We start from the raw sequence: 22334 nt of genomic DNA on the forward strand, positions 1-22334 counted from the left end.
GTTTCCCCCACACGGGTACCGGGCCGCGCACCCGGCCGATCGGTTCGGCGGACTGCGGCGAAGGGATGCGACGACGGCGCGCGTTCCCGCCCCGCGACGGCCCGGGAGGGTGCCGCTGAGGTCGAGTGCGCGACTTCTCTTGACGCACTGTACTTCGTTAGTTAACTTCCTAACGAACTTCACGGTACTCGCCTGCCGTGCTCGTCAGAAGCCCGTCCCGGGGCTTCCCTAGTTCACCAGAAAAACGCAATTCCGCAGGTCACGGTTCGCCCACCGTCGCAGCTCGATGCAACGACGAAAGAGGATCCGTGCAGGACTCTCCCCCTTCGCGCCCCCTCGTGGTCGGCGTCGACGTGGGCGGCACCAAGACGCATCTCCGCGCGATGGCGGGTGACGGCGTCGTGGCCGACCAGGTCAGGCCCAGCAGCGGCTGGCGGCCGCACGACACCGCGGCCGCCGCCCGCTGGCTGGCCGCCCTCGTCCACGAGTCGCTGCCTTCGGGCGTGCGCCCCGCCGCGCTCGCCGTGGGGGCGCACGCCTGCGAGACCCCCCGGCAGTGCGCGCGGATCCGCGCCGCCGTTCAGGAACTTCTCGGCGTTCCCGCGCACATCGTGGGCGACGCCGAGCTTCTCGTTCCCGCCGCGGGACTGGACAAGGGCGCCGGCCTGGTGGCCGGCACCGGTTCGGTCGCGGTGGGTCTGCTGCCCGACGGCACCCCCGTACAGGTCGGCGGCTGGGGCGCGGTCCTCGGCGACGAGGGCGGCGCCGCCGGACTCGTCCGCGAGGCGGCCCGGGCCGTATGGGCCGCACACGACCGCGGCGAGGAACCTGACCTCCTCGCCCGCGGCCTGGTCGCCGCGTTCGAGGTGCCGGAGGTTCCGGCCCTCGGCGCGGCGCTGGAGCGCGCCACGGACGTCTCGGCCGAGTGGGGCCGGCACTCCCCCGTGGTCTTCGCGGCCGCCGACGGCGGCTCCGCGCTCGCCCGTGCCGTGATCGCCGAGGCGGGCGGGGCGCTCGCCGCGCTCGTCGCCCGGCTCGCCGCCCGCGGGGTGGCGGTCGACGACGTGGTGGTGGCGGGCGGCACGATCCTGCACCAGCCCGCGCTCTACGAGGCGTTCACCACCGCGCTCCGGGCCGCCGCACCGGGAGCGCGCCCACGGCCGCTGACCGGGCCGCCGGTCCTGGGTGCGGTGGCGCTCGCGCGGGCGCTCCTGTGAGCAACCGAGCTCCTGTAGGCAACCGCGCTCCTGTGAGAAACCGCTCTCACGTTCACCCACAGGACATGCGGCGGTCGCCGGGCCCTCGCGGAAGCGACACGGCCCCGCCGTAGATCTTCGCTCGTACGCGTCATCCGGCTCAGGAGTCGTCACCAGGCCCACGAGCCGTACGTGATCACATCTCTTCCCTCTGGCCCCACGGCCGAAGAACTCAAGAGAGGCACACCCATGCCGTCACCCGCCGGGCTCAACTCCCCCTCGGCCGTGAACAGAAGGCGCTTTCTGAAGGTCTCCTTCGGCGGCTCGGCCGCCCTGGTCGCCGCGCCGACGCTGGTCTCCTGGCTGGGCGCCGCCGACGCCAAGGCCGCCACGAGCCCGCTCCCGTTCGTCGACGACTACAAGACGAACGTCCTGACGAACCTCACGCCCGAGACCAACGCCGTGGTGCGGGTCCTCGGCGGCTTCGCCCAGGTGTGGAAGACCGGCTCGGCGTGGAACACCGGCACCCCGCTGCGGCCCGAGATCCTGCGCGCCAACATGCGCTACTGCGCCGCGCTCACCGGCGCCCGCACGGAGGCGCAGGGCAGGGAGGCGTTCGTCTACGACCGCCAGCACCAGAGCTACGCCATGATCGCGGGCCTCGGCACCCTGGCCGACCTGTACAAGGCCGGCGCCAAGGCGGTCACCTCGATCACCAGCGCCCCGGACACCACGCCCGCGACCACGATCAGCGACGCGGTGCCCGCCGACGCGCCCGCCGGTTCCGCGCTCGGCGCCGGTTCGTACACCTCCGACCTCGGCCAGGTCGCCAGGCTCGTCGACACCGTGCGCGGCCCGTACGCCTCGGGCAACCCGGGCAAGTACGCCTTCCAGTACCCGCGTCCGTGGCGCATGAACGAGGACAGCGAGGTCGTCGACACCGGGAAGACCGACGCGCTCGGCTACCCGGTCTACGACTCGAAGGTGGTCGTCGTCCCCCAGCTGCTCCGCCAGCGCGGCACCTCGGCGACCGACGACGGCGGTTTCCCGAGCGGCCACACCAACGCCTTCCACCTGGCGGCGCTGGCGTTCGCGTACGCCGTGCCCGAGCGGTTCCAGGAGCTGGTGACCCGCGCCCTGGAGCTGAGCCACACCCGGATCATGTCCGGCATGCACTCCACGGTCGACGTCATGGGCGGCCGCATCATGGCCACCGCGCTCGCCGCGGCCACCCTCGCCGACCCGGCCAACGCCGACCTGAAGGCCGCCGCCCGCGCCCAGGCCCTCGCCCACTTCACCGGGAAGACCGGGACGACGGCCGACACGCTGTTCGCCTACGCGCACGCGGACGCCTCCGACAAGTACGCCGACCGGGACGCCAACCGGCGGGCCGCCGAGCCGCGCCTGACGTACGTCCTGGAGCGCCAGGGCCGCAAGGAGCCCCTGACCGTGCCCAAGGGCGCCGAGGTGCTGCTGGAGACCCGCCAGCCCTACCTGACCGCCGAGCAGCGCCGCGAGGTGCTGCGCACCACCGCCCTGCCCTCGGGGTACGTGCTGCTGGACGGCTTCGAGCAGTGGGGCCGGCTGAACCTGTTCGCCGCCGCCGACGGCTACGGCTCGTTCGACTCCGACGTGACGGTCACCCTGGACGCGGCGAAGGGCGGCTTCCACGCGGCCGACGCCTGGCGCAACGACATCGAGGGCGACGGCTCTCTGACCAAGCGGGGATCCGGCACGCTCACCCTGACCGGCCACAACCGCCACCACGGCGGCACGGTCGTGGAGGAGGGCACCCTCGTCGCGGGCCACGCAGCCGCGCTGGGCCAGGGCGACGTCCGGCTCACCGGCGGCACGCTCCGCGCCGGGCAGCCGGTGCGGGTGCGGGGCACCTGGACGCAGTCGAAGGGCGCGACGCTGGAGCTGCCGCTGCGCCGCCACCACGGCGCCGCGCTCACCGTGTCGGGCCGGGTGACCCTCGGCCAGGGCTCGGTACTGTCGCTGCGCCTGGACGACAGGCAGCCCGCCCGCGCCGGGGACGTCGTCCCGGTGATCGACACCTGCGCGCTGCGCGGCCAGTTCGACACGGTGGAGCTGAACTCCGCCACGCTGCGCGCCGTACCCGTGTACACGGCGGACGGTCTGTCGGTACGACTCCTGAAGCGGTAACGCCCCTGAAGGCGGGAGCTGGTGCACAGTGGCCCTGTGGCCACCGCGGACCGCTCCCGCCGCCGCCCCGCGGGCGACGCCGCGGGGCACATGATGACGCGCACGACACACACGGACGTACAGCACGCAGACGTACGACATCCGGAGCCCGCGCCGTCCGGGCGGCGCCCGGCGCCGGCGGCCCGCGTCCGTCCATGGCTGGTGCGGCTGCTGGTGGCCCTGCTGCTCGCGCAGACGGCGCTCGCGGCGGTGACGGCGGCGGTGCAGCAGACACCGACCGTCGACGAGCCGGTGTACGTGGCCACGGCCGCCGACTATCTGCACGAGCACCGGATCCGGTACAACCCCGAGCACCCGCCCCTGGGCAAGCTGGTGGTCGCGGTCGGCGTGGCCCTCGCCGACCCGCACGTGGACCCGCGCTTCACCGGCGACCAGACCGCCGCGGGCCGGCATCTGCTCTACGAGTCGGGCAACGACCCCTGGCGGCTGATGCTGTGGGCGCGGCTGCCCGTGATCGTCCTGACGCTCCTGTTCGGGCTGGTGGTGTTCGCCTTCGCCCGTGATCTCGCCGGGCCCGTCCCCGCCCTGGCCGCGCTCGCCCTGTACGCCTTCTCCCCCGATGTGATCGCGCACGGTTCGCTGGCGACGCTGGACGTCCCGACGGCCGGTTTCCTGCTGACCTCGGCATGGCTGCTGTGGCGGGCCCGCCGCTCCCAACGAGCCCGGCTGTACCTGCCGCTCGCCGGGGCCGCGCTCGGTGCCGCCCTCGCCACGAAGATGAGCGCGCTGCCCGCCGTACCGGTGTACGTGGCGCTGGCGGCCTGGTCGGTGGGGCCGCGGAAGGCGCGCCGGGCCCTGGCCGCGGCGGCCGGGGTGGCGGTGACCGCCGTGGCCGTCGTCTGGGTGACGTACCTCGTGGTGGACCCCCGGCTGCGCTGGGATCCCCGGCAGACGCACGTCCCGGCGGTGCACGGGCTGCGCGGGCTGCTGGTGCGGCTGCTGCCCCTGCCGGAGGCGTACCGGGACGGCATGCGGATGCAGTTCGGGCTGGAGAACCAGTCCTGGTCGGGGTTCCTGTTCGGGCACGTGTACTCCGGGTCGCGCTGGTACTACCTGCCGGTCGCGCTGGTGGTGAAGACCCCGCTCGGCATGCTCGCGCTGTGGGCGGCGGGCGCGGTCGCCCTGGTGGCGGTGCGGCGGCTGCGGCCCGCGGCGCCGTACGTGCTGGTCCCCGCGGCGGTCCTGCTGGCCTCGGCGATGACCGGGTCGCGGAACTTCGGCACCCGGTACGCGGTGTTCCTGCCGATGTTCCTGGCCGTGGCCGGCGGCTGCGTCCTGGCGGTGCGCCGGCGGTGGCGGCGGGCGGTGACCTGGGCGCTGGTGGCGTTCGTCGCCGTCAGCTCGCTGCGGACGTTCCCCTTCTACCTGCCGTACTCCAACGAGGCGTTCGGCGGGCCGGCGAAGACCCATCTGCGGCTGCACGACTCCAACGTGGACTGGGGCCAGGACCTCGGCCGGCTCGCGGTCCGGCTGCACGGACGGTACGCGGGCGAACGGATCTGGCTCGTCTACAAGGGCAGCGGAGTGCCCTCGTGGTACGGCATCCACTCCTCCGATCCCCGGCGCGCCCCGCTGCGCACGGTGCACGGGGTGGTGGCCGTGTCGGACTCGGCCGCGGCCCGGGCCAGGGGGCGGCTCGCCCGGCTGATCCGGTCCAGCCACGAGGTGGACGAGGTCGGTCACTCGATCACGATTTACCAGCGGTGACGGCCGGCGGGGTGTGCGACCGGCGGGTGCTCGGGCACGCTGTCCCGCACGCTCCGTGAGCTATGTTGAGCTGCGTGGGAGACAAAGGAGGCGCACCGGTGCCATCGCCCCAACAGGCACGCGCACAGGCATCCGCGATCACCTCGGGCAAGACGGATCCGGAAGCGGAGGTGTCCCCGACCTCCCGGCTCCGGGCCCTCTTCGACGGGCCCCATCTGTCACCGGGACAACGGCGCATCGCCCAGTATCTGATCGAACACATCACCGAGGCGGCGTTCCTGTCGATCACCGACCTCGCCGACCGGGTGGGGGTCAGTCAGCCCTCGGTGACCCGGTTCGCCGCGGCGGTCGGCTTCAGCGGCTACCCCGCGCTGCGCGAGAAGCTCCAGTCGATCGCGCTCGGCACGCTGGCCGGCGGGCCCGCCCCGGACGAGGCGAACCGCAGCAACGAACTCCAGGCGGCGGTCGACGCGGAGATCGAGAACCTGGAGAACCTGCGACGGGACCTGTCCGACCCGGACCGGGTGATCGAGGTCGGGCGGGCGCTGTCGCAGTCGACGCCGCTGACCATCCTGGGCCTGAGGATCTCGGCCTCGCTCGCCGAGTACTTCGCCTACGCCGCGCGCCGGGTCCATCCGGACGTCCGGCTGGTGACCCGGGGCGGCAGCGTCGCCTACGACGCGCTGCTGCAGTCCCGGGAGGCGGGCGGGACCTGGGTGCTGGCGTTCTCGATGCCCCGGCACGCACAGGAGACGCTGACGGCGGTACGGGTCGCGCGCAGCGCCGGCCTGAAGGTCGCGCTGATCACCGACCTGGCCCTCGGCCCGGTGGCCGACGAGGCCGACGTCACCTTCGCCAGCGGCACCGGCTCCCGGCTGGTGTTCGACTCCTACGCCGCCCCCGGGGTGATGGCCGCCGCGCTGCTCCAGGCCATGACCGACGCGGGCCCGGAACGCACCCAGGCGCGGCTGGAGGAGTACGAGCAGATCGCCGAGCAGCATCAGTTCTTCCTGCGTGAGTGACCCACCCCCCTCCCTCGTAAAAGGGCACAGGGATCATTGCGGGCACATCGCACATGAATGTTTTCATACGTCTTGCAAACCCGTCGGTATATATAAATACTGCTCACGGCCGCACCCGCCCACGCAGGGCTCCTGTACGGGCACCCGAAGCCGTCGTCCCCTACCCACGTCGGCGCCCAGGGTGCTCGGGGCGCCGCTCACGCGAGCGCCCGTGGCGGCCTCGGTCATCCCCTGGACCGGGGCCGCCCCACACCCGTCGGACCACCCGTCCCGACACCGCACACCCGGAAGCGATGACCATGACTCTGACGACGACGCAGCGCATCAGCCCGGACTGGCCGTGCCAGGTCAAGACCCCCGGCAGCTACGACTGGGAGCGTTCGGCCGCGAAGTGGCTGCGGGAGCTGGTGCCCGCCCGGTACGCGAGCTACCCGCTCATGCTGCGTCAGCCGGTGCTGCTGGGCCGTCACGCCCAGATCCAGGTCCAGCAGGAGATCCGGGTGGCCCGCACCGCCCTGCAGACCGCGCGCGCCGACCTGCCCCGGCTGGGCATGCCCGAGTCGGTCATCGAGCACACCATCAAGCTGTACGCCGCCGAGCTCATGCAGCTCCAGCACATCGCCCGCAGCGTCCGCTGTGTGACCCAGGCCCTGGTCGAGTCCCACGCGGGCCGCTGAGCGTCGCGGACGCCGCGGCTGCCCCCGGCGTTGACGCAAGGCCCTGATCCCCTCCGCACACCTGTGCCATGCTCGATGCGTGACGAGCGAATCCGCGCTGCCCTCGGGGTCCGGCGAGGCGCCCGACATGGCCGCCCTGACCCGGGTCGTGGCACGTCAGCGCGCGGAGATGGACCGGCTCCAGGAACTGGCTGCCACCGCGGCCGTACGGGAGCGGGCCAAGGGCGCGGTCATGGCGTGGCTCGGCTGCTCCCCCGACGCGGCGCAGGAGGAACTCCAGCGGCGGGCGAAGGCCGCCCGGCGGACGCTGCTGGAGGAGTGCTGGCTCACCCTCGGCTCACTGGCCCCGCCGGCCGCCGGCGCACCCCGTCCCGCGGACGCCGACGCCGGCACCGCCGTCCGGGACGCACCGCTGCCGCCCCCGGACAAGGCCGGCTCCTCGGCGCTGGCCCGGCTCGCCCGGGCCCTCGTGCGGGTCGGCACCCCGCAGGACCTGGCCCGCTGTCTGCTGGACCGGCTCGCCGCCGACCTGGACGCCGACGCGGTCATGCTCTACGCCCGGCTGCCCTCCGGCGGTCTGGAACTGGTCGGGCACGCGGGGATCGACGAGACGCTCGCCCTCCAGTGGGGCCGGGTGCCGCCGCTGGCCGGGATCGCCGCGCTGGACGCCCTGAGCGCCGGAGAGGCCCGCTGGCTGGAGGACCCGGCGGCGGACCGCAGGCGGTACCTGCTGATCGGGGACCCGTCCGGGCAGTGGGGCTCACGCGCCTGGCTGCCCGTGGGCACCGGGGAGCCGGCCGAGGTCGCGCTCGGCGTGCTGCGCCACCGCGCGGGTCCGTTCCCGGCCGCCGTCCGCGAGCATCTGCTGGCCGTCGCCCGGCTCTGCGCGGGCCCGCTGCACACGTTCGGGGTCCGCCGGGAACCCGCCGTCGGCGCCGCCGCGGACGCCGTGCAGACGGTGTTCGACCGGCTGCCGGTCGCCGCGGTGCTGCTCACCCCGGTGCGCGGACCCTCCGGTGCCGTCGAGGACTTCCGGATCGAGGCCGTGGCCGCCGGGACCTCCGACGCCGTCGGCCGCGTCGGCCGGGACCTGCTCGGGCTGCGCTTCCTGGAGTGCTGGCCCACGGCCGTGGACGAGCCGCTGTGGCAGGGGTGCCTGAAGGCGCTGGAGGGCGAGGAGCCGTACGAGAGCGAGCCGTTCGCCCGGCAGCAGAGCGTGGCCGGGGTCAGTGAACTGGCCACCTACGTGGCGCGGGTGGCACGGCTGGGCGACGGACTGGTCGTCAGCTGGGTGCGGCACGACCCCTCGGACCGCCAGGAGCAGCGGCTGGCGGAGGTGCAGCGGCTGGGCCGGCTCGGCTGGGCCACCTGGAACCTGGCCACCGGCGAGGGCAACTGGTCCGCCCAGGTCTACGCCCTCCTCGAACGCGACCCCGCGCACGGGCCGGTCCCGCTCACCCGGCTGCCCGGTTTCGCCCTGCCCGAGGACGTGCCCGCGCTGGCCCGTGCCGTCGGCGAGCTGGTGCGCGAAGGGCGGCCGTGCGACGTGCCGTTCCGGGTCGCCGCCCGGGACGGCGTCCGCCATCTGCGGGTGGTCGCCGAGGCGGTGACGGACGCCGAAGGCACCCCCGTCGAGGCGCACGGCTTCCTCCAGGACGTCAGCGCCCAGCGCAGCGCCGAACTCGCCCTGCTCGCCAGCGAACGCGCGATGCTCACCCAGCAGGGCGTGCTGACGGCGGAGCGCACCGTGGCGGCCCGGCTCCAGGACGCGCTGCTGCCGCTGCCGAAGCAGCCGGTACGGCTGGCCGGACTGCGCGTCGACATCGCCTATCTGCCCGCGCAGTCGGGGCTCAACGTGGGCGGCGACTGGTTCAGCGCCATCGAACTGCCGGACGGCGACGCCCTGTTCGTGGTGGGCGACGTCACCGGGCACGGCCTGGACGCCGTCGCCTCGATGGCCCTGCTGCGGTTCACCGCCAAGGGCATGGTCATCACCGGTTCCTCGCTGACCGGCGCGCTCGCCCGCCTCAACGCCCTCCTGCTGCACTCCCGTGACCCGCACGGCACGGCGACCATGGTCCTGGCCCGCTACAGCCCGGACGGGCGACGACTGGTGTGGGCGCAGGCCGGGCATCCCCCGCCGCTGCTGCTGCGCTCCGGCGAGGCCCGCTACCTCGAACGGCCGCACGGCATGCTGCTCGGCGCGTGCGACACCCCGCGCTACGCGGAGGCGGAGTGCCGGCTCACCCCGGGTGACCGGCTGGTGCTGTACACCGACGGCCTGGTGGAACGGCCCGGGGAGAGCATCGACCGGGGCCTGGAGCGGCTCGCCCGCGCCGCGTCGGCACCCCACCCCGGCGGACCGGTGCCGCTGGAGCGCCTGCTCGGCGCGCTACCGGAGCCGGAGGGCCGGGACGACGTGTGCGTAGTGGACATCCAGGTGCCCCTGGACAGCCCGTCGGTGTCATCCGCGTCATCCGCCGGTTCGTGACTCCAGTGCCTCGCGGGTGTCGTCGCCGTACACGCCGTCCTCGTCGCCGCGGATGCCGTACCAGAGCTGGAAGCGGGCCACGGCCTCCGTGAGGGTGGCGTTGTACTGACCGTCGGTGGCTCCGTCGCGGTACACGTCGGGGATCTTCAGCAGCCGCTGCTGGAGGTCGGTCACCTCGGGGCCGCTGTCGCCCTCGCGCAGGGTGCCGGCGCCGTCGGGGTCGGCGGACGGCGAGGTGGTCTCCGGCTGGGTGGCGCTCGGCTGCGGCTGCACGGTCTCCGCCGCCGCCTCACCGCCGCGGCCCGGCACCAGGAGGGCACCGGCGAAGCCGACGAGCGCCGCGGCGCACACGCCGATCGTGATGGCGGCCCGGCGCAGCCCGTTGCCGGACCCCTCGTCGTCGCGCCCCCGCGCGCCACGCGGAGCGGACGCCGCCGGATACGCGCCGCTCGGACGCCGGCCGGCGCGGGTGCGCCCCGGAGGGGGGCCGTGGGGGCGGCCGGCGGGTCGGCCGGGGCGGGATCCGTACGGGGCCCGCTCAGCCGGACCCGACGAGGCCGGGGCAAAGGCGTGCTCGCCCCACCCGGGCCGGGGCGCGGTGTCCTGCCCCGCGGCGGACTCGTGGACGTGCCCGTGAACGTGCTCGCCCCACCCCGCAGGAGCTGCGGCGTCCCCGCTCTGGGCGGGCCCGTGGGCCTTGGGACCGTCCCAGTCCGCGGCGGGCTCGTACGGGGGCTGTGCGTCCGCCCAGTCCTGGCCGACGGCCGGTTCCGGCGCCGGTCCGGCGGGATCGTGACCGTCCGCCCGGTGGCCGTCGGCGTCGGGCGCGGGGACGGTGTCGGTCCAGTGCCCCACCGGGGGGAGTTGCTCCGTCGCCGCCTCGTCGGTGGCGCCCGGCAGTCCCTGCATCGGGATCGACTCGTAGGAGACGGGCTCCTTGGTCAGTTCGGTCATCTCGCGGAACAGATCCGCCAGGGCGTCGGTGTTGCGGGGCCTGAGGACCCGGATGGGCTCCACGACCTTGCGCTCCTGCGGCTGTCCGGGTTCGGCCGGTATCGGCACCCTGGTCTCCCTCCGTTCCGTGTCCCCGGGGAGAGATACGGGCGGACGGGCGGACGGGTTCAGCCGGTCAGGAAGCGGCGCAGGGAACGCGTGGTCGCGGCCACGAAGGCGTCCCGTCCGCCGTCGTCGAGGACGTCCAGGGAGAGATAGGGGTTGAGGTCCTCCAGTTCGACGAGGAGCAGCTCACCGCCGGGGGCGCGGCAGGCGTCGACGCGCTGGATGCCGTACGCCAGCGTGTTCCAGTCGATGAAGCGGCGGGCGAACTCCAGGTCGGCGGGGGTGGGGTCGTACGGCTGGAGCTCCCAGCGGCGGGCGGGGTCCGGGGCGTACAGGGCGTACTGGAAGTCGTGGTCGACGAAGTAGAAGGAGACCTCGTAGGCGAAGTCGACGCACGGCTGGACGAGGACGGCACCGTCGGCCAGGGCGGGCAGCTCGTCCGCGGTGACGATCCTGAGGCCCAGGGAGTCCGCGCCCAGCTTGGGCTTGACGACGTACCGGCCGGTCTCGGGGAGCCGGTGCAGGTCCTCGGCGCGGTCGACCGTGGGGATCACCGGATACCCCTCGGCGCCGAGGTCCAGGAGGTACTGCTTGCCGGCCATGTCGGCGCGCCCGGTGAGCGGGTTGTAGACCCGGACGCCGTCCCGCAGGGCGCGCTCGCGGAAGGCGTCGTAGGCGTCCTGGTAGCCGAGGACGGGCCCGCTGTTGCGGACGACCACGGCGTCGAAGCCGTCCATCAGGGCCGCCGCGTCCAGGGGGTGGCACAGGGCGAGGTCGAAGTCGGCGCGCAGCCGGGAGGTGAGCAGGACGTCCTCGTCGCCGTAGCGCCGGCCGCGGGCCGGGTAGGCCAGGTCGGTGACGTAGAGGAGACGGGGGCGGGCGGACGGCACGGAGGGCTCCTCGGGCTGGCGGCGGTGCGGAAAGGTTACGCCGGGGCGGTGGGTGCTCCTGCGGGGAGGGTGACGGAGGGGTCGTACGATGACAGGACCGTCGTTTCTCTCCCGAAGGGCTCGTCCACTCCGTGACCACCGCAACTCTTCTCGACGGCAAGGCCGCCGCGGCCGACATCAAGAACGAACTCGCCCTCCGCGTCCAGGCGCTGAAGGAGCGCGGCATCACCCCCGGTCTGGGCACGATCCTCGTCGGCGACGACGCCGGCAGCCGTTCCTACGTGGGTGGCAAGCACCGGGACTGCGCTCAGGTCGGCATCGCCTCGATCCGGGTGGAGCTGCCCGCCGACGCCTCCCAGGCCGATGTCGAGGCCGCGGTGCTGCGGCTGAACGCCGACCCGGCGTGCACCGGCTTCATCGTGCAGCTGCCGCTGCCCGCCCACATCGACACCCATGCCGTGCTGGAGCTGATCGACCCGGTCAAGGACGCCGACGGGCTGCACCCGACGAACCTGGGCCGGCTCGTGCTGGGCATTCCCGGGCCGCTGCCGTGCACCCCGCGCGGCATCATCGATCTGCTGCGCCGCAACAACGTGGCGATCACCGGGCAGCAGTTCTGCGTCATCGGCTGCGGGGTGACGGTCGGCCGTCCGCTGGGCCTGATGCTGACCCGTGCCACCGAGCACGCCACGGTGACCCTGTGCCACGAGGCGACCCAGGACACCGCCGCGCACGCCCGGGAGGCGGACGTGGTGGTGGCCGCCGCCGGGGTGGCCCATCTGGTGCGGCCGGACTGGATCAAGCCGGGCGCGACCGTGCTGTCCGTGGGCCTGACCCGCACGGTCGAGGGCGTCCTCGGTGACGTCCACCCCGATGTCGGCGATGTCGCCGGCTCCTTCGCCCCGCCGATCGGCGGCGTCGGCCCGATGACGCGGGCGATGCTGCTGACGAACGTCGTCGAGGCGGCCGAGCGGCTCTGAGCCCCCGCTTTCTCCCGGCACTCCGTGCCAGGTACTCAGTTCCCCGCTCGGAGGGAACTGAGTGCCATCGGAGGGTCTCAGGTGTTACGTTCCCGCCCATGAGCGCCACTGAGAAGGCGGAGGCCAAGCCGCCCATGCGGGACGCCCTGGTCGCGGCGGCTTTCCAGCTGTTCCTGGAGCGGGGCTACGAGCAGACCACGGTCGACGACATCGTGGCCCTCGCGGGCGTCGGCCGGCGGTCGTTCTTCCGGTACTTCCCCTCCAAGGAGGACGTGGTCTTCCCCGACCACGAGCGGTGCCTGGCCGACATGACCGCCTTCCTCGCCGCGAGCGAGGCGGACGCGGAGCCGGTGCGGCGCGTGTGCGACGGCGCCCGGCTCGTCCTCAGGATGTACGCCGAGAACCCCTCCTTCTCGGTGCAGCGCTACCGGCTCACCAAGAAGGTGCCGGGGCTGCGCGCGTACGAGCTGTCGGTGGTGTGGCGCTACGAGCGCGCCCTCGCCGAGTATCTGCGGGGCCGCTTCACCGGCGGGTCCGACGGCAGTCTGCGGGCCGATGTGATCGCCTCGGCCGTGGTCGCCGCGCACAACAACGCCCTGCGGTCCTGGCTGCGTTCGGACGGCGAGGGCGACGCGACGGCCACCGTGGACCATGCGCTGGGCTATGTGCAGGCGGCGTTCGGAGCGGCGCCCGCGCCCCCGGCCGACGAGCACCCCGAGGACGTGGTCGTGGTGGTCTCGCGGCGCGGGGCGCCGCTGTGGCGGGTGGTGCAGGAGATCGAGACGACGCTCGGCCGGAGCTGAATCCGCTCCACATTGGGGGTACGCAGTACCTTTACCGCTGGCACTGAGTGCCATACGCTGAGCCCGTGCACGGTGGCACGGTGACCGGGCACGTCCGTGCACGGGTGAGCCGCGCACGGGGGATTCCGGCCCGGGGCAGGGAGTTGACCAGCGTGTACCACCACTCAGGAAGCGCCGTTCAGCGGGCCGCCGGCTCCTCCGCGGGGCTGCTCGACCGCGCGAAGGCCGACGGTGAGGCGATCCTCTTCCAGCGCTGCACCTGGTGCGGCACCGCCATGTACCACCGGCTGCTGTGTCCGGTGTGCCAGGGCAGCGAGCTGCGGACGGAGCGCAGCGAGGGCATCGGGACGGTCCGCCACGCCACCGTCGTCCACCGCAACACGCCCTCCGCGCGCAATGTGTCGCTGGTCGAGATGGCCGAGGGGTTCGTCGTGCGCGGCCGGGTCATGGGCCCCCTCATCGGCATCCACAGCGGTGACCGCGTCCGCCTCTCCACGGTGAAGGACCCGGTACGCGGCGAGCCGGTGTTCCAGCTGGTCGACGAGCCGTACCGGGGCTGGCACCGCTAGACACCCCCGGACGTCGCATCCGATGGCTCAATTCCGGTCATTCGCGGGCCGATTCGATCGTCACAGGCAACCCACAGGTCCCTGATCGCCTCCTTCGAGGCGTGAGGTGCTCCCGGTACGGACGGGGCGCCCACGCGCGAAGTGTGAGGAGGGACCCTTGTTCCATGCCCGGCGCATAGGTGTCACCGCCGTGGCCGTGCTCGCGGCACTGGCGGGAACACCCGGGCTGGCCCAGGCCCAGCAGCCGTCCGGTACATCGGCGTCGGCCGCTTCCGACGGCGGACTGCCACCGGGATGGCGCGTCACCGGCGAGGGCGCGTCACGTCAGCTGGTGTGGCGCGCGGACCGGACCGTGCCCATGGGGGACGCCCGGGTGGAGTTCCACGCGGGCGGCCGGCTGCTCGGTGTGCCGAAGGCGGCCAAGGACGGCCGTACCTTCCGGCTCCCCTTCGACCGGGCCACGTCGCTGACGGACCTCCAGGTCCTCGCGGCCGGACGCCGGCTGGACGAGGCCGGCGCGGACTCCGGTGCGCCGTCGAGGAGTTCCCTGGCGGCCGCGCGGCCACCGGCCGCGCTCCCGGCGAACTCCGTGGACCCCGGCAGGCCCGGCGCGTACCGCACGGTCACCGGTGAGTACGACCTCGCCCCGGTGAAGCTGCCCGGCTTCGCCCAGCCGGTCGAGATGCAGGCCGTGGTGGTCGCGCCGAAGGGCGCCACCGGCAAGCGCCCGTTGGCGCTGTTCCTGCACGGCCGGCACGCCACCTGCTACAAGCCGGGCGGCGGTGACGACGGCGTGACCGGCGACTGGCCCTGCCCCGCGGGACTCAAGGCGATCCCGAGCTACCAGGGCTATCTCCAGGACCAGAAGCTGCTGGCCTCGCAGGGCTATGTGACGGTGTCGATCTCGGCGAACGGCATCAACGGCCAGGACTGGGCGGCCGAGGACGGCGGCGCACAGGCCCGTTCCTCGCTGGTGCGGCAGCACCTCGCGAAGTGGGCCGGCTGGACCGCGCACCCCGGCGACGCACCGGCGGCCGTACGGAACGCGAAGGCCGACCTGAACCGCGTCCTGCTCGTCGGCCACTCGCGCGGCGGCGAGGGCGTCGACCGGGCCGCGATGGACAGCCTCTACCCGGCGCCCGCCGCGCAGGACGGCTACCGGGGCCCGGTCCGCTGGAAGATCCGCGGCACCGTCCTCATCGGCCCGACGGTCTTCGGCCAGAACCCGGTCGCCGACGTCCCGTCCGCGACGATCCTGCCCGGCTGCGACGGCGACGTCTCCGACCTCCAGGGCGAGGTGTACGCCGACGGCACGCGCGGCGTCAGCAAGGGCGCCGCCCTGCACAGCGCCGTGTACGTGGTGGGCGCGAACCACAACTTCTTCAACACGGAGTGGACGCCGGGCAAGGCCCAGGCGCCCGCGAACGACGACTTCTGGGACGACCCGGAGAGCACGGACCGCGACCCGGTGTGCTCCACGGGCACCCGCACCCGGCTGACCGCCGACCAGCAGCACCGGGCCGGCGCCACCTACATCGCCGCGGCCGCCCGGCTGTTCGTGGCCGGCGACGACCGGGTGCGCCCGCTGCTCGACGGCACCGGCCGGCGCGCGCCCTCGGCCGACCCGGCCCGGGTGCTGACCCACGCCGTCGGCGCCCGCCGTACCGGCGGTTTCCTGCCGGACGCCGGGGTGAAGGTGTCCGGCGCCAGGCTGTGCGCGGCGGTCGACCCGGCCCCGGCCAGGGCCTGTCTGGGCGCGGCCGCCCACGGCTCCTCCCCGCACTTCGCCACGTGGGCCCTGGAGAAGGAGGCCGGCCGCAGCGCGGTCGCGCTGAAGTGGTCGGCGCCCGGCAGGGCGACGAAGGTCACCCCCGCCAAGCCGCTCTCCCTGTCCGGCGCCAGGAACCTGACGCTGCGGGTCTTCGTGCCGCCGAACACCACCGGCACCAAGCTGGACGTGTCGCTCACCGACTCCGCCGGTCACCGCGCCACGCTCGGCCGGGTGAAGGTCGACGGGCTGCCCGGCACCGAGCGCACCGCCTCCTACTGGGCGCGCGAGGTACGGGTGCCGCTGACCGCGGCCACCCGCGCCGGATTCGACCTCAAGCACGTCAAGTCGCTGGAACTGACCCCGCGTTCACGCTCCGGGCGCGCCTGGCTGATGGACGCCTGGGGCTGGGCCCCCGGCACCCCGGCGGTCACGGCGGCCCGGCTGCCGCGCGTCGACATCGGCCGGCTGTCGGTCGACGAGGGCGACTCCGGCACCCGCACCTACCGCATCCCGGTCGAGGTCTCCGGACACGGCACCGGCAAGGTCCGCTTCACCGTCCTGGACCCGGACACCGGCCGGACCGTGGACAAGCTGGTCACGGTCCGGCCCGGGTCGACGCCCGTCGACGTGCCGGTCGTGGTGAAGGGTGACACCCGCTTCGGCTACGACAAGCAGTACGACCTCGTCGCCAAGGCGGTCCGCGGTGCCGTCGTCGGCTCGTACCTGGGCGGCGTCATCGCCCGCAACGACGACCCGGCGCCGACGGCGTCGCTCACGCCGATCGCCGACCGGGTGACCGAGGGCGGCTCGCTGAGCTGGCGGATCTCGCTGTCCGAGGCGGCCGGCGTGGACATCTGGACGCCGGTGCGGGTGCTGCCGGTGACCGAGGGCACCGAGCTGTCCACCAAGGACGTGGACCCGCAGTGGCTGGCGGACCACGCCGACGGCCCCGCCGACCCGGAGCGCCCGCTGTCCCAGGCGGACGTGTGGGCGTGGATGAACATCCCGGCCGGGGCGACCACCGTCGACTTCACCGTGCCCACGGTGAAGGACCAGGTGGCCGAGCCCGCCGAGTCGATGCGGCTGGCGCTGACCGACGAGAACGGCGAACCGGTTCCCGGCCAGCAGGCGCTGACGGGGACGGTCGTGGACACGCCGTAGGACGGGGAACAACCATCAAGAGGGGGGCGTGGGCCGTGCGGTCCACGCCCCCCTCTCCGTGCTCACAGCGTGATGCGGATCCCGACCGTCCCGTCCAGCCCGCGCCGCAGCCGGCTGCCCAGGAGCGTCAGCCGCCCGAGGATCCCGTACTTGCGGGCGAGCAGCGTGCGGTAGCGGGCGGTGGTCGGCGCGTCGCAGATCTCGGCGGTGGCCGGGACCGGCTCGCCGGTGGGATTGCCGCGTACGTCACAGGGGCCGACGAGGACGTCACCGCGGGCCCGGATCCGCTTCACCTTCCAGGCGTCGGCGGCCGACCAGGCCCCGAGCGTGTCCCCGTCGCGCACCACCCACACCGGGGTCGCGACCCCGGTGCCGTTCTTGCGATAGCTGGTGATCAGCAGGTACTTGCCCGCTCCGAGCCGGTCGAGCGCGTTGTCGTCCATGCCCGCAGTCTAGGCACGGGGATCACCACCTCGGCAGCCTCGGCTCGTCGTCGGGGTCTCCCCCGTCCAGGCGGTGCCGGGGTCCAGGCGCAGGGGCCGGCCGGGGAAGGCCTCCAGCCAGCACGCGGTCTCGACGGCGGAGGTGTCCAGCCGCGTTCGTGGGAGCCGGGCACGGTCGGCAGCAGCAGGGCTTCGTGGACGCCGTTGGAGTTGAGCAGCGGCGGGTCGGCGAAGGCGATGGCGGTGACGACGCGTGCGCGGATCCGGGTGCTCGTGCGGCGACCGCCTCCCGCGTTCATATCGGTGGTTCAGCGCAGGGCGGCCGCCATCCGGCGCACCCCCTCGGTGAGGATCTCCGGCGAGGTGGCGAGATTCAGCCGTACGTGCCCGGCTCCCCCGGTGCCGAAGTCGGGTCCGTGGCTCAGCGCCACCCGGCCGCGCTTCAGGAAGACCGCGGCCGGGTCGTCCCCGAGACCCAGGGCGCGGCAGTCCAGCCAGGCCAGGTACGTGCTCTCCCCCGGCCGGTACCGGACCCCGGGGAGGTGCTCGGCCAGCAGCTCCGCGAGCAGCAGCCGGTGTGCGTCGAGCGCCGCCAGCAGCGCGTCCAGCCAGGCCGTCCCCTCGCTCAGCGCGGCGGTGTGGGCGAGCACGCCGACGTGGCTCGGGCCGTGGGAGACCTCCTCGGGCAGCCGGGCCAGCTCGGCGGCGGCCCCGGGGCCCGCCACGGCCAGGGCCGCCTTGAGACCGGCCAGGTTCCACGCCTTCGAGGCCGACATCAGCGACAGCCCGGACCCCGCGCCCGGCACGCTCAGATACGGGACGAAGTCCACGCCGGCGGCGGTCAGCGGGGCGTGGATCTCGTCGGCGACCACGCGCACGCCGTACCGCTCGGCGAGGGCGGCGACGGCAGCCAGTTCCTCGGCGGTGTGCACGGTGCCGGTCGGGTTGTGCGGGCTGCACAGCAGATGCGCGGCCCGCCCGCCTCCGGCGACCGCCCGCCGGTACGCCTCCTCCAGGACCCCGAGGTCGAGCCGTCCGTCCGCGCCGAGCGGCGCCTGCGCGATCCGGCGGTCCATATGGGCGAGGAACTGGAAGAACGGCGGATACACCGGCGGGTTCACGACGACCGGGTCGCCGGGCCCGGTCACCAGCCTGACCATCTCGACGACACCCATCATCACGTCCGGCACGATCGCGCACCGCTCGACCGCGAGCCCGTGCCAGCCCCAGCGCTCGGCGGCGAACCGGGCCAGCGCCCGCGCGTAGGCCGTGCCCGCCGGATAGCCGGTGTCGCCGAGCGCCAGGGCGTCCGTGACCGCGCGGACGACGGGCTCGGCGAGCGGCACGTCCATCTCCGCGACCCACAGCGGAAGGACGTCGGCCGGATAGGTGCGCCATTTCATGCTCGTACGGCGGCGCAGCCGGTCCAGGGTGACGGACCGAAAAGGGTTTGGCTCACCGGACGTTTCGTGCGGGATCCTGTTCATGGGGCACAAGATAGGGGGCCGTGGAGTGACCTGGGATCGGGTGAACGGGACATCCCTGGAAGTGGCGTGCGACGAGTCCGGTTCGGACGGCGAGAATCTCACCGGCGGCAACACGGATGTGTTCGCGCACGCCAGTGTGCGGCTCACGGAGGAATGCGCCGCCGCGCAGGTACGGGAGATCCGTGGCCGCATCCGCTCCCCCGCCGAGCAGTACAAGGCGAACCACCTTCTGCGGGAGAAACACCGGACGGTCCTGGAATGGCTGCTGTCGGAATCCGGGCCGCTCTTCGGGCACGCCCATGTGCATCTGGTGGAGAAGACGTTCTACGTGGTGGACCGCACCGCGGACCTGCTGCTGGGTGATCCCGGGGCGGCCGGCGCGCTCTTCCGTGCGGGGCCCCGCACCTTCACGGAGGAGGAATGGCGGGAATTCCTCACGGCGGCCAACCGATTGCTGCGCGTACGGTCCGCGGAAGGCCCCGAGGAGCCCGTGGCGGGGTTTTTCCGCACGGTCGACGGACTGCTGCGGGCGTATTCCGGAACGCCCGCGGCGGACGTTCTGGCGCGACTGGCGACCGAGCGGCCCCGGGCGGTCGCCTATCGGGACGGAATCGATTCCGCGGGGCCCCCGCTCGTCCCCCTCCTCAATCCGCTGCTCCCTTCCGTCGTGCGCACGGCGGCGCACTGGAGCCGCGGCGGACGGCCGGTCCGGCTCGCCCACGACCGGCAGAACATGCTCACACCGGAGCGGATCGCCTGGATCGAGCGCACGGCGCGGCGGCAGGGCGTCGGACTCGCCGGGCTGCGTCTCGTCGTCTCCCGGTACGACGCCCGGGTGCAGCTCGCCGACTTCCTCGCCGGGATCGCCCGCAGCATCGCCTCCGACGAACTGAACGGCCGCGGCGACCCTGCGCTCGCCGCACTCCTGCGCCCCTACACCGGTGCCTCGGCGGTGTGGGGCGACGCGCGCAGCTGGGCCCGGCTCAGCCCCGCGGCGATGGAATCCGGGCATCCCGCCATGGATTCCGCGGGTCCCGCCACGGGTGTCAACTCTCCTGCATAGATTGCTTGTTGATCGCGCACATGCCCCCTTCCGCCCCCTCCTGCCGTCGGAGCCGGACCCATGACATCCCTGACACCCACGCCAGAGAACTCCCGTATCGACATCACCCAGCCGCACACCGCCCGCATCTGGAACTACTGGCTGGGCGGCAAGGACAACTACGAGGTCGACCGGGCCGCCGGCGACCGGATCCGGGAGTTACACCCGGACATCGGTGAGTACGCCCGCGCCGACCGGCTCTTCCTGGGCCGTGCCGTCACGCATCTGGTGACCGGGGCCGGGATCCGCCAGTTCCTCGACATCGGCACCGGGCTGCCCACCGCCGACAACACCCACGAGGTGGCCCAGCGGCTGGCCCCGGACGCCCGGATCGTCTACGTCGACAACGACCCGCTGGTCCTCGCGCACGCCCGGGCCCTGCTCACCAGCACGCCCGAGGGCCGCACCGACTACCTCGACGAGGACCTGCGCCACACCGACGCCATTCTGGAACACGCCGGTAAGACCCTGGACCTCACGGAGCCGGTCGCGCTGATGCTGCTCGGCGTGGTCATCTTCGTCGGCGACGACGAGGACCCGTACGGGCTGGTGCGGCGGCTGCTGGACCGGCTGCCGCCGGGCAGCCATCTGGTGCTGTCGCACACCGTCACCACCCCGGCGATGCCGGACGTGGACGAGGCCGTGCGGTTCTGGAACGAGCACGGCACCCCGAAGCTGACCCAGCGCACCCCCGAGCGGGTGGCCCGTTTCTTCGACGGTCTGGAGCTGCTGGAGCCGGGCGTGGTGTCGTGCTCGCGGTGGCGGCCCGAGCCGCGGGGCTCCGGCCGGCCGGAGCCGGCGGAGGTCGCGATGTTCGGCGGAGTGGCGCGCAAACCCTGACGCCCGGCGCGACAGCGCGGTGCACGGTGGCTCGAAAGGGCTGGGGCGGCGGCGGATCCGCGAGGTGATCACTTCCGGGCTGAACATGACCGGGCCCCCGCACGTATGGGGGTGAGGGCACTCAACGACCGGAGCGCCCCGCGGTGTTGGAGCCGCACAACCGGGGTTTTCGGGAGCTGGGCATGAGGCACGCACGACGACGGATCGTCCGGCGAGTGACACGGCTGGCGGCAGTCGGCGGACTCCTCCTGGGCGGGACCATGGTCACCCAGGCGGCCATGGCCACCGAGACGCCCGCCACCTCGGCGACGCCGCGCACCACACCGGAGTCCGTGGTCACCAACCCCGGTACGGCGCTGGTCAAGGAACTCGGCACCGCGCGCACCGCGGGGACCTGGCTCGACGACGAGGGGCGCCCGGTCGTGGCGGTCACCGACGACAGGTCGGCCGCCACCGTGCGCAAGGCGGGCGCCGAGCCGAAGCTCGTGGACCACAGCATGAACGAGTTGAAGTCGGCTGCGGCGACCCTGCGTTCGGCCCCCAAGGTGCCCGGCACGGCGTGGGTGACGGACTACAAGACCAACGAGGTCATCGTGCAGGCCGACAGCACGGTGTCGGCCTCCGACTGGGCGAGCCTGACGAAGACCGCGACGGGCATCGGCAGTTACGTCCGGATGGAGCGCACCGCGGGTAAGTTCACCACCCGGCTCAACGGCGCCCAGCCGATCCTGTCGACCGGCGGGCGCTGTTCGGCCGGGTTCAACGTGACCAACGGGACGAACGACTTCATCCTCACCGCCGGGCACTGCGGGCCGACCGGGTCGACCTGGTTCGCCGACAACACGGCGAAGCAGCAGGTGGGCCAGACCGTCCAGCAGAGCTTCCCGGTCAACGACTTCTCGCTGGTGCAGTACGCGAGCGGCAAGGCCGGCGACGGCGCCGACGTCGTGGCGGTCGGCAACGGCAACGGGGTGCGCATCACGGGCACGGGAGACGCGGCGGTCGGTCAGCGGGTGTTCCGCAGCGGCAGCACCACGGGGCTGAAGGACGGGCAGGTCACCGGGCTCGACGCGACGGTGAACTACCCGGAGGGCACGGTCAGCGGGCTGATCGAGACGAACGTGTGCGCCGAGCCCGGCGACAGCGGCGGGCCGATGTTCTCGGAGGGCATCGCGCTCGGCATCACCTCGGGCGGCAGCGGTGACTGCACGACGGGCGGTACGACGTTCTTCCAGCCGGTGACGCGGGCGCTGGCGCAGCTGGGCGTGACGCTCATCGTGGCCGCCCCCTCGGGCAACGGGCAGGGCGGCGGCACCTCGCCGTCCGGTGCCCCCCAGCCGTCCCTGTCCCCCACCCAGGCGGCGATCGCGCCGGGTTCGACCTCGCCGGGCTCGACGACCCCGGTGACGGGCATCGGCGGCGGGACGTCCCTCGCCGCCCGGCTCACCGACCCGAACGCCATCGGCCCCGGTCTGCTGGTCATCGGCGGCAGTCTGATCGCCCTGGTCGCCACCCGCTACATCCGCGCCGAACAGGACCGCAAGGCCTACCGCGAGTACTACTCGGCGACCTGGGGCTGAGCGGGGCAAACGAAAAGGGCACCCGGTCGGGGTGCCCGCTTCGGTCTACGAGGCTCAGACCGCGTTCAGCGGCTGCGGGGCCGCGGCGGCCCACTCCAGGACGAGGCGCTGGTACTCCGCGCGCTGCTCGACACTCAGTGTCCCGCCCGACCGCAGCCACAGGGCCCGGATCTCCTCGTTGACCTCGTCAGCCGAGCGATCGGAAACGGTTTCAACAGTGGTGGACATGGTGTGAAGCATACGGCTCCCGAGGTGAAGGCCGCGTGAGTAAGTACGGATAATTCGGGCATTCTGTACCGTGTTACTGATCACGTCCCCTTGTCCACCCCC

The 22334-nt window shown here is 73.5% G+C and carries 18 protein-coding genes; 13 read left to right on the plus strand and 5 right to left on the minus strand.

What is annotated here, in order from left to right; genetic code table 11:
• Positions 1-383 precede the first annotated feature (383 nt).
• From AQJ64_RS09035 to AQJ64_RS09060, 6 genes are all read left to right on the plus strand, one after another.
• Entirely contained in the window at positions 384-1217 is an 834-nt protein-coding gene (locus AQJ64_RS09035) for a BadF/BadG/BcrA/BcrD ATPase family protein (protein WP_397799631.1), read from the plus strand.
• A gap of 228 nt (positions 1218-1445) precedes the next feature.
• A complete protein-coding gene (locus AQJ64_RS09040; protein WP_055632087.1) occupies positions 1446-3362 on the plus strand; it encodes a phosphatase PAP2 family protein in 1917 nt (638 codons plus the stop codon).
• A 90-nt stretch (positions 3363-3452) separates the two neighbouring features.
• Positions 3453-5129 carry a phospholipid carrier-dependent glycosyltransferase gene (locus AQJ64_RS09045; protein WP_055632096.1) on the plus strand — a complete coding sequence of 559 codons (1677 nt, stop codon included), beginning with the start codon at positions 3453-3455 and terminating at the stop codon, positions 5127-5129.
• A gap of 98 nt (positions 5130-5227) precedes the next feature.
• Complete coding sequence (locus AQJ64_RS09050) at positions 5228-6151, plus strand: MurR/RpiR family transcriptional regulator (protein WP_055632086.1); 924 nt, start codon at positions 5228-5230, stop codon at positions 6149-6151.
• Positions 6152-6444: 293 nt separating this feature from the next.
• Positions 6445-6828 (plus strand): hypothetical protein, encoded by a 384-nt coding sequence (locus AQJ64_RS09055; RefSeq protein ID WP_206189621.1) that lies wholly within the window; start codon positions 6445-6447, stop codon positions 6826-6828.
• A gap of 127 nt (positions 6829-6955) precedes the next feature.
• Positions 6956-9319, plus strand: coding sequence for a SpoIIE family protein phosphatase (locus AQJ64_RS09060; RefSeq protein WP_055632085.1), 2364 nt, complete (start codon positions 6956-6958; stop codon positions 9317-9319).
• Here AQJ64_RS09060 and AQJ64_RS52240 read toward each other — a convergent pair.
• Together AQJ64_RS52240 and AQJ64_RS09070 are read right to left on the minus strand one after the other, a co-directional pair.
• A complete protein-coding gene (locus AQJ64_RS52240; protein WP_420876517.1) occupies positions 9302-10381 on the minus strand; it encodes a peptidoglycan-binding protein in 1080 nt (359 codons plus the stop codon). The two genes, AQJ64_RS09060 and AQJ64_RS52240, sit on opposite strands and share 18 nt — an antisense overlap.
• A 59-nt stretch (positions 10382-10440) precedes the next feature.
• Complete coding sequence (locus AQJ64_RS09070) at positions 10441-11268, minus strand: ATP-grasp domain-containing protein (protein ID WP_055632084.1); 828 nt, start codon at positions 11266-11268, stop codon at positions 10441-10443.
• Positions 11269-11399: 131 nt separating this feature from the next.
• Between AQJ64_RS09070 and AQJ64_RS09075 the strand changes: the two genes are divergently transcribed.
• From AQJ64_RS09075 to AQJ64_RS09090, 4 genes are all read left to right on the plus strand, one after another.
• The gene (locus AQJ64_RS09075) at positions 11400-12248 is read left to right on the plus strand and encodes a bifunctional methylenetetrahydrofolate dehydrogenase/methenyltetrahydrofolate cyclohydrolase (protein WP_055632083.1); all 849 of its coding nucleotides are present in this window, start codon (positions 11400-11402) and stop codon (positions 12246-12248) included.
• Between the two features lie 134 nt (positions 12249-12382).
• Positions 12383-13051 (plus strand): TetR family transcriptional regulator, encoded by a 669-nt coding sequence (locus tag AQJ64_RS09080; protein ID WP_397799638.1) that lies wholly within the window; start codon positions 12383-12385, stop codon positions 13049-13051.
• A gap of 152 nt (positions 13052-13203) precedes the next feature.
• Positions 13204-13620 carry a Zn-ribbon domain-containing OB-fold protein gene (locus tag AQJ64_RS09085; protein ID WP_055632081.1) on the plus strand — a complete coding sequence of 139 codons (417 nt, stop codon included), beginning with the start codon at positions 13204-13206 and terminating at the stop codon, positions 13618-13620.
• A gap of 157 nt (positions 13621-13777) precedes the next feature.
• Entirely contained in the window at positions 13778-16552 is a 2775-nt protein-coding gene (locus AQJ64_RS09090; protein ID WP_055632080.1) for an alpha/beta hydrolase, read from the plus strand.
• Positions 16553-16614: 62 nt separating this feature from the next.
• Here the strand turns inward: AQJ64_RS09090 and AQJ64_RS09095 are convergent, their stop codons facing one another.
• Positions 16615-16995, minus strand: coding sequence for a PPOX class F420-dependent oxidoreductase (locus tag AQJ64_RS09095; protein WP_055632079.1), 381 nt, complete (start codon positions 16993-16995; stop codon positions 16615-16617).
• A gap of 308 nt (positions 16996-17303) precedes the next feature.
• Positions 17304-18482 carry an aminotransferase class I/II-fold pyridoxal phosphate-dependent enzyme gene (locus AQJ64_RS09100; protein WP_055632078.1) on the minus strand — a complete coding sequence of 393 codons (1179 nt, stop codon included), beginning with the start codon at positions 18480-18482 and terminating at the stop codon, positions 17304-17306.
• Here AQJ64_RS09100 and AQJ64_RS09105 point away from each other — a divergent pair.
• The 3 genes from AQJ64_RS09105 (at position 18481) to AQJ64_RS09115 (ending at position 22004) form a co-directional block, all read left to right on the plus strand.
• Positions 18481-19545, plus strand: coding sequence for a hypothetical protein (locus AQJ64_RS09105; protein WP_055632077.1), 1065 nt, complete (start codon positions 18481-18483; stop codon positions 19543-19545). The two genes, AQJ64_RS09100 and AQJ64_RS09105, sit on opposite strands and share 2 nt — an antisense overlap.
• A gap of 60 nt (positions 19546-19605) precedes the next feature.
• Entirely contained in the window at positions 19606-20424 is an 819-nt protein-coding gene (locus AQJ64_RS09110) for an SAM-dependent methyltransferase (protein ID WP_055632076.1), read from the plus strand.
• Positions 20425-20639: 215 nt separating this feature from the next.
• The gene (locus AQJ64_RS09115; RefSeq protein ID WP_455431720.1) at positions 20640-22004 is read left to right on the plus strand and encodes a S1 family peptidase; all 1365 of its coding nucleotides are present in this window, start codon (positions 20640-20642) and stop codon (positions 22002-22004) included.
• A 54-nt stretch (positions 22005-22058) separates the two neighbouring features.
• Here the strand turns inward: AQJ64_RS09115 and AQJ64_RS09120 are convergent, their stop codons facing one another.
• A complete protein-coding gene (locus AQJ64_RS09120) occupies positions 22059-22244 on the minus strand; it encodes a hypothetical protein (protein ID WP_055632074.1) in 186 nt (61 codons plus the stop codon).
• Positions 22245-22334: the final 90 nt, after the last annotated feature.

The organism is Streptomyces griseoruber (assembly GCF_001514205.1).
Classification (GTDB): domain Bacteria; phylum Actinomycetota; class Actinomycetes; order Streptomycetales; family Streptomycetaceae; genus Streptomyces; species Streptomyces griseoruber.

Coding starts and splice junctions, on each gene's coding strand:
- AQJ64_RS09120 (WP_055632074.1), bottom strand. CDS start 22,244: ATGCTTCACACCATGTCCACCACTGTTGAAACCGTTTCCGATCGCTCG.
- AQJ64_RS09040 (WP_055632087.1), top strand. CDS start 1,446: ATGCCGTCACCCGCCGGGCTCAACTCCCCCTCGGCCGTGAACAGAAGG.
- AQJ64_RS09095 (WP_055632079.1), bottom strand. CDS start 16,995: ATGGACGACAACGCGCTCGACCGGCTCGGAGCGGGCAAGTACCTGCTG.
- AQJ64_RS09035 (WP_397799631.1), top strand. CDS start 384: ATGGCGGGTGACGGCGTCGTGGCCGACCAGGTCAGGCCCAGCAGCGGC.
- AQJ64_RS09045 (WP_055632096.1), top strand. CDS start 3,453: ATGATGACGCGCACGACACACACGGACGTACAGCACGCAGACGTACGA.
- AQJ64_RS09080 (WP_397799638.1), top strand. CDS start 12,383: ATGCGGGACGCCCTGGTCGCGGCGGCTTTCCAGCTGTTCCTGGAGCGG.
- AQJ64_RS09100 (WP_055632078.1), bottom strand. CDS start 18,482: ATGAACAGGATCCCGCACGAAACGTCCGGTGAGCCAAACCCTTTTCGG.
- AQJ64_RS09110 (WP_055632076.1), top strand. CDS start 19,606: ATGACATCCCTGACACCCACGCCAGAGAACTCCCGTATCGACATCACC.
- AQJ64_RS09060 (WP_055632085.1), top strand. CDS start 6,956: ATGGCCGCCCTGACCCGGGTCGTGGCACGTCAGCGCGCGGAGATGGAC.
- AQJ64_RS09055 (WP_206189621.1), top strand. CDS start 6,445: ATGACCATGACTCTGACGACGACGCAGCGCATCAGCCCGGACTGGCCG.
- AQJ64_RS09105 (WP_055632077.1), top strand. CDS start 18,481: ATGGGGCACAAGATAGGGGGCCGTGGAGTGACCTGGGATCGGGTGAAC.